The sequence below is a fragment of the Leisingera sp. SA215 genome, from assembly GCF_055902035.1.
In genome coordinates this window covers 767,706-783,209 of the sequence record NZ_JBVVXU010000001.1, presented here as the reverse complement: position 1 = coordinate 783,209, position 15,504 = coordinate 767,706, and the positions used below count along the sequence as shown (strand labels likewise).

11 protein-coding genes are annotated in these 15,504 nt (G+C 63.0%); 8 read left to right on the top strand and 3 right to left on the bottom strand.

Annotated elements, in window-relative coordinates; translation table 11 throughout:
- Positions 1-338 precede the first annotated feature (338 nt).
- From hemA to ispG, 3 genes are all read left to right on the top strand, one after another.
- Entirely contained in the window at positions 339-1,574 is a 1,236-nt protein-coding gene (hemA, locus tag AC0KW6_RS03730) for a 5-aminolevulinate synthase (protein ID WP_474034115.1), read from the top strand.
- 129 nt (positions 1,575-1,703) lie between these two features.
- The gene (locus AC0KW6_RS03725; protein ID WP_474034114.1) at positions 1,704-2,909 is read left to right on the top strand and encodes a helix-turn-helix domain-containing protein; all 1,206 of its coding nucleotides are present in this window, start codon (positions 1,704-1,706) and stop codon (positions 2,907-2,909) included.
- A gap of 114 nt (positions 2,910-3,023) precedes the next feature.
- Complete coding sequence (gene ispG, locus AC0KW6_RS03720; protein WP_323782614.1) at positions 3,024-4,151, top strand: flavodoxin-dependent (E)-4-hydroxy-3-methylbut-2-enyl-diphosphate synthase; 1,128 nt, start codon at positions 3,024-3,026, stop codon at positions 4,149-4,151.
- Positions 4,152-4,248: 97 nt separating this feature from the next.
- On the opposite strand, the gene AC0KW6_RS03715 is transcribed toward ispG, so the two are convergent.
- On the bottom strand, positions 4,249-5,013 hold the full coding sequence (locus AC0KW6_RS03715; protein WP_474034113.1) for a DsbA family protein: 765 nt from the start codon (positions 5,011-5,013) through the stop codon (positions 4,249-4,251).
- Positions 5,010-6,365, bottom strand: a complete 1,356-nt coding sequence (locus tag AC0KW6_RS03710; protein ID WP_323782606.1) for a M48 family metalloprotease — start codon at positions 6,363-6,365, stop codon at positions 5,010-5,012. The genes AC0KW6_RS03715 and AC0KW6_RS03710 overlap by 4 nt, the downstream gene beginning before the upstream one ends.
- 22 nt (positions 6,366-6,387) lie before the next feature.
- On the opposite strand from AC0KW6_RS03710, the gene AC0KW6_RS03705 reads away from it, so the two are divergent.
- Together AC0KW6_RS03705 and AC0KW6_RS03700 are read left to right on the top strand one after the other, a co-directional pair.
- Positions 6,388-7,533 (top strand): pyridoxal phosphate-dependent aminotransferase, encoded by a 1,146-nt coding sequence (locus AC0KW6_RS03705; RefSeq protein WP_323782603.1) that lies wholly within the window; start codon positions 6,388-6,390, stop codon positions 7,531-7,533.
- 78 nt (positions 7,534-7,611) lie between these two features.
- Positions 7,612-8,841 carry an N-acetylmuramoyl-L-alanine amidase gene (locus AC0KW6_RS03700; RefSeq protein WP_474034112.1) on the top strand — a complete coding sequence of 410 codons (1,230 nt, stop codon included), beginning with the start codon at positions 7,612-7,614 and terminating at the stop codon, positions 8,839-8,841.
- A 38-nt stretch (positions 8,842-8,879) separates the two neighbouring features.
- Here AC0KW6_RS03700 and AC0KW6_RS03695 read toward each other — a convergent pair whose 3' ends face one another.
- Entirely contained in the window at positions 8,880-10,277 is a 1,398-nt protein-coding gene (locus AC0KW6_RS03695) for a nucleotidyl cyclase domain-containing protein (protein WP_474034111.1), read from the bottom strand.
- 327 nt (positions 10,278-10,604) lie between these two features.
- On the opposite strand from AC0KW6_RS03695, the gene AC0KW6_RS03690 reads away from it, so the two are divergent.
- The 3 genes from AC0KW6_RS03690 (at position 10,605) to AC0KW6_RS03680 (ending at position 15,504) form a co-directional block, all read left to right on the top strand.
- The gene (locus AC0KW6_RS03690; RefSeq protein ID WP_474034110.1) at positions 10,605-13,106 is read left to right on the top strand and encodes a penicillin-binding protein 1A; all 2,502 of its coding nucleotides are present in this window, start codon (positions 10,605-10,607) and stop codon (positions 13,104-13,106) included.
- Positions 13,107-13,206: 100 nt separating this feature from the next.
- On the top strand, positions 13,207-14,334 hold the full coding sequence (gene prfB, locus AC0KW6_RS03685) for a peptide chain release factor 2 (protein ID WP_323783359.1): 1,128 nt from the start codon (positions 13,207-13,209) through the stop codon (positions 14,332-14,334).
- 399 nt (positions 14,335-14,733) lie between these two features.
- Positions 14,734-15,504, top strand: coding sequence for a DUF2189 domain-containing protein (locus AC0KW6_RS03680; RefSeq protein WP_323783361.1), 771 nt, complete (start codon positions 14,734-14,736; stop codon positions 15,502-15,504).

Sequence of the window (15,504 nt, the reverse complement as noted above, 5' to 3'; positions counted from 1 at the left end):
CCGCGGACCCTAACAGCGGCCCGGAACGGGGGCCAGTGGGGGAAGGGAGGGATTCCGCTTGTTTTTTCCGGGGCGGCAGGTTTCCGATCCTGCACATTTGCGGCCGGAAAGGCAGCAAATGCGCCGCAAATGGGGGGCGATTTGGCGCAGGCGTTCTTGCCGCCGCCCTGTTTAAGTTTTATTGGACCTGCATCAATGTTGCGCACCAACGGCTGCGCGTATGCAGTTGATCGAAGGGGGTGCCTGCGGTATTCATTCCGGACCGTGAATGTGGCCGCATCGCCGGAAGGCCGTGCCCTTTTTACACAGCCCGCGTGCCCCCGGGGCCGCCAGAAGCCATGGAGATGCCGGTGGATTATACCGCGAAACTGGATGCAGCGATTGCCAGCCTTCACGACGAGGGCCGTTACCGGACCTTCATCGATATCGAGCGCAAGAAGGGGCATTTCCCGCATGCGGTCTGGACCCGCCCGGACGGCAGCGAACAGGACATCACCGTCTGGTGCGGCAATGACTATCTGGGCATGGGTCAGCATCCGGTTGTGCTGGAGGCAATGCACGATGCGATCGATTCCACCGGCGCAGGCTCCGGCGGCACCCGCAATATCTCGGGCACCACGGTGTATCACAAGCAGCTGGAGGCGGAGCTTGCCGATCTGCACGGCAAGGAAGCATCGCTGCTGTTCACCTCGGCCTATATCGCCAATGATGCCACGCTGAGCACGCTGCACAAGTTGTTCCCGGGGCTGATCATCTATTCCGACGCGTTGAACCATGCTTCGATGATCGAAGGCGTGCGCCGCAACGGCGGTGCCAAGCGCATCTTCCGGCACAACGACCTGGCGCATCTGCGCGAACTGCTGGAAGCGGACGACCCCAAGGCGCCAAAGCTGATTGCCTTTGAATCGGTCTACTCGATGGATGGGGATTTCGGCCCGGTCGCGGAAATCTGCGACCTGGCTGACGAATTCGGCGCGCTGACCTATATCGACGAGGTGCATGCGGTCGGCATGTATGGCCCCCGCGGCGGCGGCGTCACCGAGCGCGACCGCCTGGCCCACCGCATCGACATCATCAATGGCACGCTTGCCAAGGCCTTCGGGGTGATGGGCGGCTATATCGCGGCCTCGGCCAGAATGTGCGACGCGATCCGCTCTTATGCGCCGGGTTTCATCTTCACCACCTCGCTGGCGCCTGCCGTGGCGGCCGGGGCGGCGGCCTCGGTTGCTTATCTGAAAGGCGCGCAGAACCTGCGCGACAAGCAACAGGACCAGGCCAAGGTGTTGAAACTGCGGCTCAAGGGCCTCGGCCTGCCGATCATCGACCATGGCAGCCACATCGTGCCGGTGATCGTCGGCAATCCGGTCCACACCAAGGTGCTGTCGGACCACCTGCTGGAGGATTACGGCATCTACGTGCAGCCGATCAACTTCCCCACCGTGCCGCGCGGCACCGAGCGTCTGCGCTTTACCCCGTCGCCGGTGCACGGCCCCAAGGAAATCGACGCGCTGGTCCAGGCAATGGACTCATTGTGGTCGCATTGTGCGCTGAATCGTGCCGAACTTGCCGGGTAACCTACTGATCAGTGTAAATTTACCTTTGCTGTGTTACGCTGTTGTCAATCAATGAGCGGGCCTGAGTCGCAACTGTGATTCCTTCACCGCCCTGAACAGATTGCGGCAGGCAGAAATGGGACATCAGGCATGATCGGGCGCTTCACCCAGCGCAAGCAAGAAGAGCATGGCGGAACGGCAGAACCGAAGGGGTTCGACGATTTCGAACTGAAGCTCGGCGACGTGATGCGCGGTGAACGGGCAACGATGGGCAAGTCGTTGCTGGATGTCCAGCGCGAGCTGCGGATCAAGGCTTCCTACATCGCCGCGATTGAGAATTCAGATCCTTCTGCCTTTGACACGCCCGGCTTCATCGCCGGGTATGTGCGTTCTTATGCGCGCTATCTGAACATGGACGCAGAAGCCGCCTTTCAGGACTTCTGCCGCGAAAGCGGCTTTACCGTGGCCCACGGCATGTCTGCCAAGGCCTCCAGCCGAAGCCCGGCCGGTGCTGGCCCGGCGGCAGCGTCCACCGGGCTGGGCGGCGATGCCTTCGGCGCGTCCAGCACCCCGTTTGTTCCGGCCCCCAGCAGCTTGCTCAGCCAGATCGAACCGCGGGCTGTCGGCTCGCTGATGGTGCTGACAGCACTGATCGGCGGCATAACCTATGGCGGCTGGGCAGTCCTGAAAGAGGTGCAGCAGGTGCAGTTCGCTCCAGTGGATCAGACCCCGGCGGTGCTGGCTGATCTTGACCCGCTCAACAGCGCGGTGCTGGCGGTTGCCGAAGGCGCCCGCGATCCGGCAGCCGAGGCGCTGGACCGGCTCTACCGTCCGCAGGCGCTGGATGTGCCGGTGCTGGTGGCGCGCGATGCACCGATTGCGACCCTGGATCCGTCCACCCTGGGCAACTTTGCTTCACCTGAAGCGCCTGCGCTGGCCTTTGCCGAAGCCAGCCTGCCGTATGAGGGCGGAGGCCCGCTGCAGCAGGTGCCGCAGGTGGTGGCGGAGGTTGAACCGACCGTTGAAATGGTTGCAGTGCGCCCGTCCTGGGTGCAGGTCACCGCGGCAGACGGCAGCGTGATCCTGGAAACCATCATGGACGCGGGCCAGCGGTTCGAGGTGCCATCGACCGAAGATGCTCCGCGCCTGCGCACTGGTGAAAGCAGCGCGATCTATTTTGCGGTGAACGGCGAACATTTCGGACCGGTGGGCGAACGCGGCCAGGTGTCCAAGAATATCGACCTGTCGATGGAGGCGATCACCGGCCGGTTTGCGCTGGCTGATCTGGCCGATGGCCGCAACGAAGCGCTGGCAACCCTGGTCGCCGAGCTGCAGGCGGACCAGCCCGCCGAATAACTGTTCCCGCTATTGTGCCCGGCGAATCCTGCCGGAATGGGCGGGCTGCCATTGCAGCGCCGCCTCTCAGCCCGTATCTAGCTGCTAACAGGATCCAGCCGGGACGCATTCCTCATGTCGATGAACCACATCCGCCCCTGGCGCCATATCGAGCGCCGCAAAAGCCGCCAGATCCATGTCGGCAATGTCCCCGTCGGCGGCGATGCCCCGATAGCGGTGCAGACAATGACCAACACGCTGACCACTGATGTGGCCGGAACCGTCGCCCAGATCCAGGCCGCGGCAGAGGCAGGAGCGGACCTGGTGCGGGTCTCGGTCCCGGACGAGGCGTCTTCCAAGGCGCTGAAGGAGATTGTGCGCGAAAGCCCGGTGCCGATCGTTGCCGACATTCATTTCCACTACAAACGCGGGATTGAGGCTGCGGAGGCGGGGGCGGCCTGCCTGCGCATCAATCCGGGCAACATCGGCGATGAAAAACGCGTGGCCGAGGTGATCCGGGCGGCGCGCGATCACAACTGCTCGATCCGCATCGGGGTGAACGCCGGCAGCCTGGAAAAGCACCTGCTGGACAAATACGGCGAGCCCTGCCCGGAAGCGATGGTGGAAAGCGGCCTCGATCACATCCGCATCCTGCAGGACCATGATTTCCATGAATTCAAGATCTCGGTGAAAGCCTCGGATGTGTTCATGTCCGCCGCCGCCTATCAGCAGCTGGCCGACGCCACCGACGCGCCGATCCACCTCGGCATCACCGAGGCGGGCGGCTTTGTCTCCGGCACCATCAAATCGGCCATCGGCCTGGGCCAGCTGTTGTGGATGGGCATTGGCGACACCCTGCGCGTCAGCCTCTCGGCCGATCCGGTCGAGGAAGTGAAAGTGGGCTTTGAGATCCTCAAATCCCTCGGCCTGCGCCACCGCGGCGTCAATATCATCTCCTGCCCCAGCTGCGCGCGCCAGGGGTTTGACGTGATCAGGACGGTCGAAACGCTGGAGGAACGCCTCGCCCATATCCACACGCCGATGAGCCTTTCAATCATCGGCTGTGTGGTGAATGGTCCGGGTGAAGCGCTGATGACCGATGTCGGCTTTACCGGCGGCGGCGCGGGGTCCGGCATGGTCTATCTGGCGGGCAAGGCCAGCCACAAGATGTCCAACGCGCAGATGGTCGACCACATCGTTGAAGAGGTCGAGAAAAAGGCCTTGGAAATTGAAGCGGAACTGGCCGCGCAAGCAGCGGAGTAGCCCCGCAGGCCTGCTTCAGACCGCCGCTCTTTCACCTTTGAGAAAATACTCCGGGGTCCGGGGCAGAGCCCCGGTTCCGCCGGTTCCGCGTCAGGCGTCAGCTTTGCCGGTCGCGGATTTCAGCCACCATGATCTCCATCTGATCGGCGGGCAGGAAGCCGCGCAGCAGCTCATTGCCGAGCACAAAAGTCGGGGTGCCGGAAATCGCCATGCGCTGCGCAAGTGCGCGGGTCTGGCGCAGCTCCTCCGTTACCTCTTTGCTGTCCATCCTGGCAAAGATCGCATCGCCATCCAATGACAGCCCGTCCGCGATCCGGCGCAAGGCGACCTCGTTCGGCTCGCTGCCAAACTCAATCAGCGCATCATGCACCTGCTTGTAGGCTTCGTTCCCCGCGACCAGTTTCGTTGCCACGGCAAAACGCGACGACAGCACCGAGGCTTCGCCCAGAATCGGGAATTCCTTGATCACCAGGCGGATATTGCCGTCGCTTTCCAGCAGTTTGGCCACTTCGGGTGCGGCCCGGCGGCAGTAGCCGCAGCGGTAATCCATGAATTCAACCAGGGTGATGTCGCCGTCCGGATTGCCGCCGACCCAGGAGTAGCCATCGTTCTGCAGCTCTTCCAGGTTATCGGCGACCAGCGTGTCGTCACGGGCGGCTTCGGCCTGTTGCTGGCGCTGCTCCAGCAGATCAACCGCTTCCAGGATCAGTTCGGGGTTTTCCAGCAGGTAGGCACGGATCTGTTCGCCGAAAGCGTCGCGTTCAGATTCGGACATATTGCTGAGGTCCAGCGCCTGCGCCGGGGGGCTCAGCAGGGCGAGGGCGGTGGCTGCCGCCGTGGCGGCGCGGGTGAAGGGTTTCATTTTCGTCTTTTCCTTTTCTGAGCTTGTTCATAGGCCGTCAGCACATCCTGTGCACGCCGCGCGGCGGCGGATCCTGCAGGCAGCTGTGCGACGGCCCGTTTGGCATGAATTCCGGCGTCATCCAGACGCCCTTGCAAGGCATAACGTTCGGCGGTGACCAGTGCCGCCAGACCGCGCTGGCCGGTTTTGGCATAGGCCAGCGACATGTCGCGCAGCAGCACCGTGTTGCGGAAATCAATGGCGCGGGCGCGTTCCATGGTCTTCAAGGCGGCTTGCGGCCGGCCCGCGGCCAGCTGGGCGCGGCCGTAACCGGTCAGGATCAGCGGATCCTTGGGGGCTAGTTTCACCGCCTTGCCATAGGCGGCCAAAGCGGCGCTCCATTGCCGGTTTTCTATCAGGATCTGGCCTTTCAGCTCATGATAGAAAGGGTCGGAGGGCCGGATCGCCAGTGCCCCGTTCACCGACTTCAGGGCTTTCTTCAGGTTTCTCTGCCGGTGATAGGCGGCAGCTTCGCGCATCAGGCGCACGTCTTTATACTGTTCCTCACGCACCCGGCGCAGGGTCCATTTCGGGGCCCGGGTAAATCCCGACAGCTTGCCGCGCACCCGGGCAAACCAGTATTGGGCCTCGGCACTGGTCTCGCCTTTGTCGCCATGCGCCGCGAGATAGGCCTGGGCGGCACGGATACGGTCGCGGCTCAAGGGATGCGAGCGGGTGTAGGGATCCTGGCTGCCGCCACTCAGCACCTCCTGGCCGGCAAAGGCGCGGTGCAAATCGACCAGCCCCTGCGGACTGATGCCTGCGCGGTTGAGATAATCTGCGGCGGAACGGTCGGCTGAGCTTTCTTCGGCGCGGGTATGGGCCAGAAAGCCGCGCAGCGCGGAATTCTGCGTGCCGATGGCGAGGCCGCCTGCGGCCTCGCCCGCGCCGGACGCAGCTGCCAGTACCGCCAGTGCCAAGCCCAATCCGGCAGCGCTGTTGGCGGAGCGCAGGTTCTGCATCCGCCGCGCCAAATGGCCATTGGTGATATGGGCTGCCTCATGGGCGATCACCGCCTGCAGCATCTCGGGGGACGTCACTTTCAGGATCAGCCCGTAATTCACGAAAATCGTTCGTGAATCCAGGACAAAGGCATTGAAGGACGAATCATTGACCAGCAGGATCCGGACCCGGTTTGCATTCAGTCCCGCGGCCCGCAGCACCGGAGCCGCCAGCCGGTTCAGCCCGTGTTCGATATCGGGGTCCCGCAGCAGCGAGATCGATGCCGCCTGCGCCGCCGCTGCAAATTGAAACAGCGCGCAAAACAACAGAGCCGGGATTGACGCCAGCCGGAAGAAACGGTCAAAACTCATGCGCGCACCATGGGAGATCAGAATGCGAAACTCAAGCCGATCCAGCGTTGATCCGTTTATTGTGATGGACGTGATGGAGGCCGCCCGCAAAGCCGAGGACGCTGGCCGCCACATCATCCATATGGAGGTCGGACAGCCGTCGACGGGGGCGCCCTCCGGTGCCTTGAAGACGCTGGGGAATGCGCTGGAAAACAATGCGTTGGGCTATACAGTTGCATTGGGTCTGCCGGAACTGCGTCAGCGTATCGCGCGGCTCTACGGCGATTGGTACAACGTGGATCTGAACCCGGAGCGGGTGATCGTGACACCGGGCTCATCCGGCGCCTTTCTGCTGAGTTTCACCGCGCTGTTCGACAGCGGCGACAGGGTCGGGATCGGCGCGCCAGGCTACCCGTCCTACCGGCAGATCCTGAAAGCGCTGGGGCTGACGCCGGTGGATATCCAGACCGCACCGGAAAACCGCCTGCAGCCAGTGCCTGCGGATCTGAAGGGGCAGGACCTGGCGGGCCTGATGGTGGCCTCGCCTGCCAATCCGACCGGCACCATGCTGGACCAGGCTGCAATGGGCGCGCTGATCGAGGCGGCGCGGGCCGAGGGCGCCAGTTTCATTTCGGACGAGATCTATCACGGGCTGGAATATGAGGCGAAGGCGGTCACCGCGCTGCAGCTGACCGATGAGGCTTACGTTATCAACTCCTTCTCCAAGTTCTTTTCGATGACCGGCTGGCGGGTTGGCTGGATGGTGGTGCCCGAGGATCATGTCCGGGTGGTGGAACGCATCGCCCAGAATATGTTCATCTGCGCACCGCACGCCAGCCAGGTGGCGGCGCTGGCAGCGATGGACTGCGAGGATGAGTTGCGCGGCAACCTGGCCGTTTATGCAAGGAACCGCCAGCTGATGCTGGACGGGCTGCCCAAGGCTGGTTTCACCAGAATTGCACCGCCGGACGGGGCATTTTATGTCTATGCCGATGTGTCGGACCTGACCGCGGACAGCCGCAGCTTTGCCGCGGAAATCCTTGATAAGGCGGGGGTTGCGGTGACGCCGGGGCTGGATTTTGACCCGGTGCGCGGGGCCACGACGCTGCGGTTCTCCTATGCCCGCTCTACTGCGGATATCGAAGAGGGGCTGGCGCGTCTTGAACTGTTCATGGCCTCCAGGGAGTGACCTGCGGCAGTGGCAGAAGGCGGATTTCCAATCCGGGTGGAATTGCCTAGTCTGCCCGGAAAACACCAAGAGACGAGCATGGGCAGACTGATTTCCTTAACCGCACTGATCTGGTTGCTGGCCGCGGGCGCCTGGGCGCAAAACAGCGGCAGCAGTTTCACCGGGCTGGCTCGCGTTGATGCGGAGACCAGCCGGGTCCGCGATGCAGGGCGGGGCGCCGAGGTGGCGCTGGGGCTGAGCCAGGGGGTGCCGTACCGGCTGTTCACCCTGGACGGCCCGCCGCGGCTGGTGCTGGATTTCCAGGAGGTCGACTGGAGCGGGCTGACGGCGGAAAATCTGCTGCAGGGCGAGCAGATCACCGCGGCGCAATTCGGCACCTATGTGCCGGGCTGGTCGCGGCTGGTTCTGCAGCTGGCAGGGCCGATGAAGGTGTCCACGGCGGCAATGACAGTGGACCAAGTGACCGCCGCCGCCCGGCTGGCGGTGACGCTTGAGCCCGCCGCGGCGGAAGATTTTGCCGCCGCCGCCGGCGCCCCGCAGGATCCGCGCTGGGATCTGCCTGCGCCGCAAACCATGCCGGGCAAGGGCGTGCGCGACGAAAATGCACCGCTGCTGGTGATGCTTGACCCCGGGCATGGCGGCATTGATCCAGGGGCGGAGACCGAAGTGGTCGTTGAAAAACACCTGATGCTGCAATTTGCGCGGGAGCTGGGCGAGGCGCTGGTGCGTTCAGGCCAGTTCACCGTGATTTTGACCCGCGATGGCGATTATTTCGTCTCGCTGGAGCGGCGCATCGCGATGGCGCATCAGGCCGGGGCGGATGTGTTCATCTCGCTGCATGCCGACACAATTTCCGAGGGGCGGGCGCATGGCTCCACCGTTTATACGCTGTCCAAGGAAGCCTCCGACGTGGCCTCGGCCAAGCTGGCGGAGCGGCACCTGCGCGGTGATCTGCTGTCTGGCACCGACCTGAGCCAAGCGGACGACAAGGTGGCGGCAGTGATGCTGGATCTGGCCCGGCAGGAGACCCAGCCGCGCAGCGATGCCTTGGCGGTGGCGCTGATCGACGGGCTGCGCGGGCAGGGGCGTCCGATCAACAACCGGCCGCTGCGCTCGGCCGGGTTTTCGGTGCTGAAATCGGCGGATATCCCTTCGGTGCTGGTGGAGATCGGATTTCTGTCCAGCACGCGGGACTTGCAAAACCTGGTGGACCCGGATTGGCGGGTCCAAGCGGCCCGTGGCATTCTGAACGGGCTGATCACCTGGCGGGCGCAGGACGACGCCCGCCGCGCGCTGGTGCGGCAGTAGCACCGGCGGCGGGTTCCAGCCGCTTTGCGGGCCTTGCTCTAGGCGGTTTCGGCCTTGGCCAGTGCCTTTTCGATCTCGCGTTCCAGCGCCTGCTTGTGCGGGGCCAGGATGTCATTGGCGACCTTTGCCAAAAGCCCCTGTTTTTCCAGCTTGGCGGCGATGCAGTCCATGAGCTGACCCTCGGCCTTGCTTTTCTCCATGCAGGAGCTGACGATTTTTTCCAGGGCGTTCATGTGATTGGTCAAAGCCTTGGCGATGGCCCGCCCGGTGAAGAATTTATGCGCCATCCGCAGGACGGTTTGCAGCACGATCTCGGCGCCGATCTTGCGCGGAATGGCGGTGAAGCGGCCAAGGATGATCTCGATTTCCTTGCCGCCCCAGCGGGCAGCGGTGCTCCACAGGTATTTGTTGATCCAGCGTGAGTTGACCATCCGGCTGGCCAGCCGCTCGCCGACCCCTTTCATGATCAGCTGACCGGCCTTGGCGCCCAGCCAGCCCGAGAAGCCGCCCGCCACCGCGGCAAAGGTGACGCGCTTGAAGGAGCCGGCCACGCCGCCGGCCTTGACCCATTGCCCCTTGAGGATGACGCCGTTGGCGATCTCCTGAACCGTGTTCTTGCTGGCAGCGACAACGGCGCCGGCGGTGGTCGGGTTCACACCGTTGGTGACCAGGATCAGCTGCACGATGTCGGCGGCGCCGTCGCGCAGGTCGACCGAGATTTCCTCGCATATCTTGGCGCTTTGCCCCAGTTCCTTGGACAGCATGTTCAGGTCCATCGCCACTGCATCGAGCAGGATCTTGGTCTGTGTCATCTGCTTGAAGGACGCCATCAGGCTTTTCTTGTTCTTGCCATAGGTCATGTCCACCAGCTTGCCGACAGCAGCGTCGGCCTTCTTCAGCGACTTAGCCGGGCGTTCGATGTCGGCATTGGGCGTCACCATTTTCACGAAGAAGGTCCAGAACCCCTTTTTCATCTCGCGGTACTGGTCCTGATAGTTCCGCAGGGTGCTCATGAAGGCCATGGTCTCGGTGTGCAGACGGCCCTGGATGGCCTCCATGGCGGTGCCCATGTCGTCCTCGGTGAACCAGTGGGTCTTGCCCCGCCATTTCACCTCATAGACCTTGCCCTTGGCAGGAAGCGGCCTGCCGCCCTGCGCCTTGGCGAATTGTTCGGCGACCTTGGCGGGCGGCATGTTCAGCATCTTGAAGGTTTTGGAGCCGGGCTCGACCAGGCTGGTCACCTTGGATTTCACCACCTGCTGCTGAAACTGGCCGATGGCGAGGATCGTCGGCTGGCCCACCTTGCCGTTGGTCGGCACCCGTTTGTAGCCGACCGAGGCGGCATGATCGTTGAGCATCTTCTGAACCAGCACAACGTCCTTGGGGTCGTTCACGGCAGTCTTGCCGCCACCGACCGAAGCTCCGAGTTTGGCCATTGCAGTCTCCTCCACCTTTCGGGCTGCCGGGTGAAACCTGAATCGGGTGCGCGCAGAGGCTGGCAGGCGGTGGATGGGGAGGCAGGCCGGGGCGGCGATTGCGTGCGCCTGCGTTCAGCCTGCCCGCCGCTTGCGCCGAACCGCGGCAAGCTTTGCGAAAATGGGGCAGCCGTTGTTAGTATTGCCCGGTCAGGATACATCACAGACGGCTTAAAACCAATTCATCGGGCGGCAGGGTTAAAGACAGCACTATTTCGCCGCCGCATGCTTTGACCCCGGACACCGCCGCATCTATATAGGCGGCACCTCGCGAGAAAGGCCAACCCCGTGCTCAGGTTCATACTCTCCTTCTTTGGTTCCATCTTCAGCACCATCACCCTTGGGGTGGCGATGGTGGCGCTGACCATTGGAGCGGTGTTCTGGATCTACGGGCGCGACCTGCCGAGCCACGACTCGCTGGCCCAGTACCAGCCGCCGACGATCAGCCGGATCTATTCGGGCGAAGGCCATATGATTGACGAGTTTGCCAAGGAGCGGCGCCTGTTCACGCCGTCGGCGGATATTCCGGATCTGGTGAAACAGGCTTTCATCTCGGCCGAGGACAAGAATTTCTACAGCCACAGCGGCTATGACGCCCGCGGCATTGCTGCGGCAGCGATCGAGGCAGTGCGCTCGCGCGGGCAGACCGTGCGCGGCGCCTCCACAATCACCCAGCAGGTGATGAAGAACTTCCTGTTGTCCGGCGACCGCCGCGCCGAGCGCAAGATCAAGGAGATTATCCTCGCCACCAGGCTGGAGGAGACGCTTGATAAGGAACGGATTCTGGAGCTCTATCTGAACGAGATCTTCCTGGGCCAGAATTCCTATGGCGTGACGGCGGCGGCGCAGACCTATTTCAACAAGACCCTGAGCGAGCTGGCCCCGCATGAGGCGGCAACGCTCGCGGCGATGCCCAAGGCGCCGTCGGATTATCACCCGGTGCGCCAAAAGGAACGGTTGCTGGCCCGCCGCAACTACGTGCTGCGGGAAATGCGGGAGAACGGCTATATCTCGCGGGATGTCTACGGCGTCGAAGTGGCGCAACCGCTGCGCTCGGTGCAGAACGGCGATTTCGAAAGCTTCCGCACCGCGCTGCCGCCACGCGATTACTTCACCGATGAAATCCGCCGCCAGCTGACCCAGGACTTCGGCGAGGGCGAATTTTTCACCGGCGGCTTTACCGTGCGCGCCACCATCGACCACGAGATGCAGGCAGAAGCGGCGCTGGCGATGCGCGGCGGCTTGCAGAAATACGACCGCTCGCGCGGGAGATGGCGCGGCACGGGGGTGACACTGGAAGAGGCGCAGCTGGCGGATGAGGCCAGCTGGCGCGAGGCGCTGGCCAATGCCGATGTGTCCCGTGATATCGCACTGGGCGGCAAATGGTATCCGGCTGTGGTGCTGGAGGTTGGTGACAAATCGCTGACCGTCGGTGTCGAAGACAATGAGGGCACGGGCACTGTGCCGCGCTCCGACATCAAATGGATGAAGGGCAGCTTTGCCGATAATTTCACCCGCGGCGATGTGGTGCTGGTGCGGGCCGAAAAGAAAGACGATGCCTTCAGCCACTGGTCGCTGCGCCAGGTGCCGGAAGTGCAGGGCGGCTTTGTGGCGATGGACGTGAACACCGGCCGGGTTCTGGCGATGCAGGGCGGCTTTTCCTACCAGCATTCGGTGTTCAACCGCGCGACCCAGGCGCTGCGCCAGCCCGGCTCCAGCTTTAAGCCGTTTGTCTATGCGGCGGCGCTGGACAGCGGTTACAGCCCGGCGACCATCGTGGTCGATGCCCCGATCGAGATTGATACGCCGCAGGGCCTGTGGCGTCCCAAGAACTCCTCCAACAAATTCTACGGCCCGACGCCCCTGCGCACCGGGATCGAGCGCAGCCGGAACCTGATGACCATCCGCCTTGCGCAGGAGGTCGGGATGCCGGTGGTTGCGGGCTATGCCGAACGCTTTGGCGTCTATGACAACATGGGCACCTTCCTTGCCAACTCGCTGGGGGCGGAGGAGACCACGCTTTACAAGATGGTGGCGGCCTATGCGATGTTTGCCAATGGCGGCGAACGGGTGAAGCCGACGCTGGTCGACCGGGTGCAGGACCGTTTCGGGCGCACGATTTACCGGCATGACGACCGCGACTGCGTTGAATGCGCCGACCCCGATCTGGCCCCCGGCCAGGCGCCGCGGATTGTCACCGACCGGGAGCAGGTGATGGATCCGATCACCGCTTATCAGCTGACTTCGATGCTGCGGGGCGTGGTCGACCGCGGCACCGCCTCGAGCGTGATCAACCTGCCGGTGCCCACTGCGGGCAAGACCGGCACCACCAACGATTCCCGTGATGTCTGGTTTGTCGGCTTCACCTCCAACATCGTGGCCGGCTGCTACATGGGCTTTGACCAGCCCCGCCCGATGGGCCGCGGCGCCTATGGCGGCACCATGTGCGGTCCGGTGTTCCAGCAATTCATGAAAAAGGCGACCGAGAAATTCGGCGGCGGCCCCTTTGACGTGCCGGAAGGCGGCCATTTCATCAAGATCGACCGCTATACCGGCGCACGGCTGCCCGACAATGCGTCAGGCGCCTATGTGGTGGCGGAGTATTTCCGCGACGGTGCCGAGCCGATCTTCGGCCTCACCTATGATGGCGGCTTTGCGATGGGATCGAACCTGCCTCTGATCGAGGAGGTGCAGGAGTCCGGCCGCAAAGTGACCACGTCCAGCGGCGGCACCGCCGTGCTGGGGCCCAAGGCGACCTTCGGCACCATCAGCTCCGGCGGCTTGTACTGACCTGGACCGCAGCTTGCGCCGCTGTCGGCTTGCCCGCGGCGCAAGGGTGGTCTATCACGCAGGCCTGACCTGAAAATGCCCAAGATTGCAAGGACACCCCATGCGCGCGGAAACCCAGAACATCGTGGCGGACATCGAGAAATCGCTGGAGCTGCTGGCCCAGCGGCTGAACTGGGAAACCGCTGAATTCCGCCTGGAGGAGTTCAACGCGCGGGTCGAGGATCCGAACCTGTGGGACGACCCCGAGGCGGCCCAGAAGCTGATGCGCGAACGCCAGGCGCTGGTGGATGCGATCGATACCTACAAGGGCATCAAACAGGACCTCTCCGACAATATCGAGCTGATCGAGCTGGGGGAGATGGAAGAGGATGACGAGGTCATCAAGGATGCTGAGGCTGCCCTTGCGGCGCTCAAAGCCAAGGCCGCCGAGAAAGAGCTGGAAGCGCTGCTGGACGGCGAGGCCGATGCCAATGACACCTTCCTTGAAATCAACGCAGGCGCCGGCGGCACTGAAAGCTGCGACTGGGCGTCGATGCTGGCGCGGATGTATGTCCGCTGGGCCGAGAAAAAGGGCTACAAGGTCGAGCTGCAGTCCGAAAGCGCGGGCGACGAAGCCGGCATCAAATCCGCCGCTTATAAAATCTCCGGCCACAATGCCTATGGCTGGCTGAAATCCGAAAGCGGCGTGCACCGGCTGGTGCGGATCTCGCCCTATGACTCGGCGGCCAAGCGGCACACCTCCTTCAGCTCGGTCTGGGTCTACCCGGTGGTGGACGACAATATCGAGATTGACGTGAACCCGTCGGATATCCGCGTCGACACTTACCGCTCCTCGGGGGCAGGCGGCCAGCACGTGAACACCACCGACTCGGCGGTGCGGATCACCCACATTCCAACCGGCATCGTGGTGACCTCGTCCGAGAAATCGCAGCACCAGAACCGCGACATTGCCATGAAGGCGCTGAAATCACGCCTGTATCAGCAGGAGCTGGACCGCCGCAATGCCGAGATCAACGCCGCCCATGAAGCCAAGGGCGATGCGGGCTGGGGCAACCAGATCCGGTCTTATGTGCTGCAGCCATACCAGATGGTCAAAGACCTGCGCACCAGCCACGAGACGTCGGACACCAAGGGCGTGCTGGACGGTGATCTGGACGGGTTCATGGGCGCAACGCTGGCGATGAATGTGGCCGGCAAAAGCCGCTCCGAGGCGCAGGGCGAGGACTGACCCGTCACGGTGCCGGAACCAGCGCACGGACCGGAAAAGAAAAAGAGCCTCAGGGTGCCCGGCCCTGAGGCTCTTTTTCCGTTCGCGTTCATTTAACTGTCAATTTTTGGCGTACTAAACCTGCAGTTCAGCCTCATTGCTTCCGGCAGCGAAACCGGCATTACCGGTTTCAGCTATTGAACGAGCAGGGTTTTGCCATGGCCAAGGTCAAGGTGAATCCGATCTTTGACGGTGAAACAGCGATGCGGAACGGGCCAAGGGGGAGGTGATCGCCACCGGGTCCGGCGGGCCGGATGGCTGGACCGGTAAAGGAATTGAGAACATGTATCCCAAAGGCATTTTTTAACAGCGGGTTCGCGGCTAGGCTGGCAAATAGACCTAATGGGAGGACAAACCGCGATGACCACTGAGAAGCCCTTTGGGGTGCCGCCGCTGCGGCCGGTTTCGACTCGGATGCTGTTTGAGGCACTGCGCCGGGGCTGGGCGGACTTCCGGGCGAAACCTGTGTACGGGCTGTTTTTTGCGGGCTTTTATGTGCTGGCAGGCTGGGCCATGGCCTGGGTCACGGTTCAGACCGGAACCACCTATTGGCTGGTTCTTGCAGCGATCGGTTTTCCGCTGATCGGACCCTTTGCCGCGGTGGGCCTTTTTGAGGTCTCGCACCGTCTGGAGCAGGGCAGGGGGATAGCGGCCGGCAGGATCCTGGGCGTGGTTCTGCAGCAAAGCCGCCGCCAGCTGCCTTCTATCTGCGCCATCATCATTGTGGTGTTCCTGTTCTGGTTTTTCCTTGGCCATATGATTTTCGCCCTGTTCATGGGCCGTGCCACAATGACCAATATCTCCAGTTCAGCCGAGGTTTTTCTGACCGCCAACGGGCTGGTCATGCTTGCCGTGGGGACGGCTGTGGGCGCCCTGTTTGCGCTGCTGCTTTATATGATTACGGTGATTTCCCTGCCGCTGCTGTTGGACCGGGAGGTGGATTTTGTCACCGCAATGATCACCAGCTTCCAATACGTCCAGCAGAATTTTCCGGTGATGATGATCTGGGCCGGGCTGATCGCAGCTGTGACCTTTGCCGCGCTGCTGCCGTGGTTCCTGGGGCTGTTCCTGGTGCTGCCGCTGCTTGGCCACGCCACTTGGCACATCTACCGCCAAGCTGCTGCTGAATAG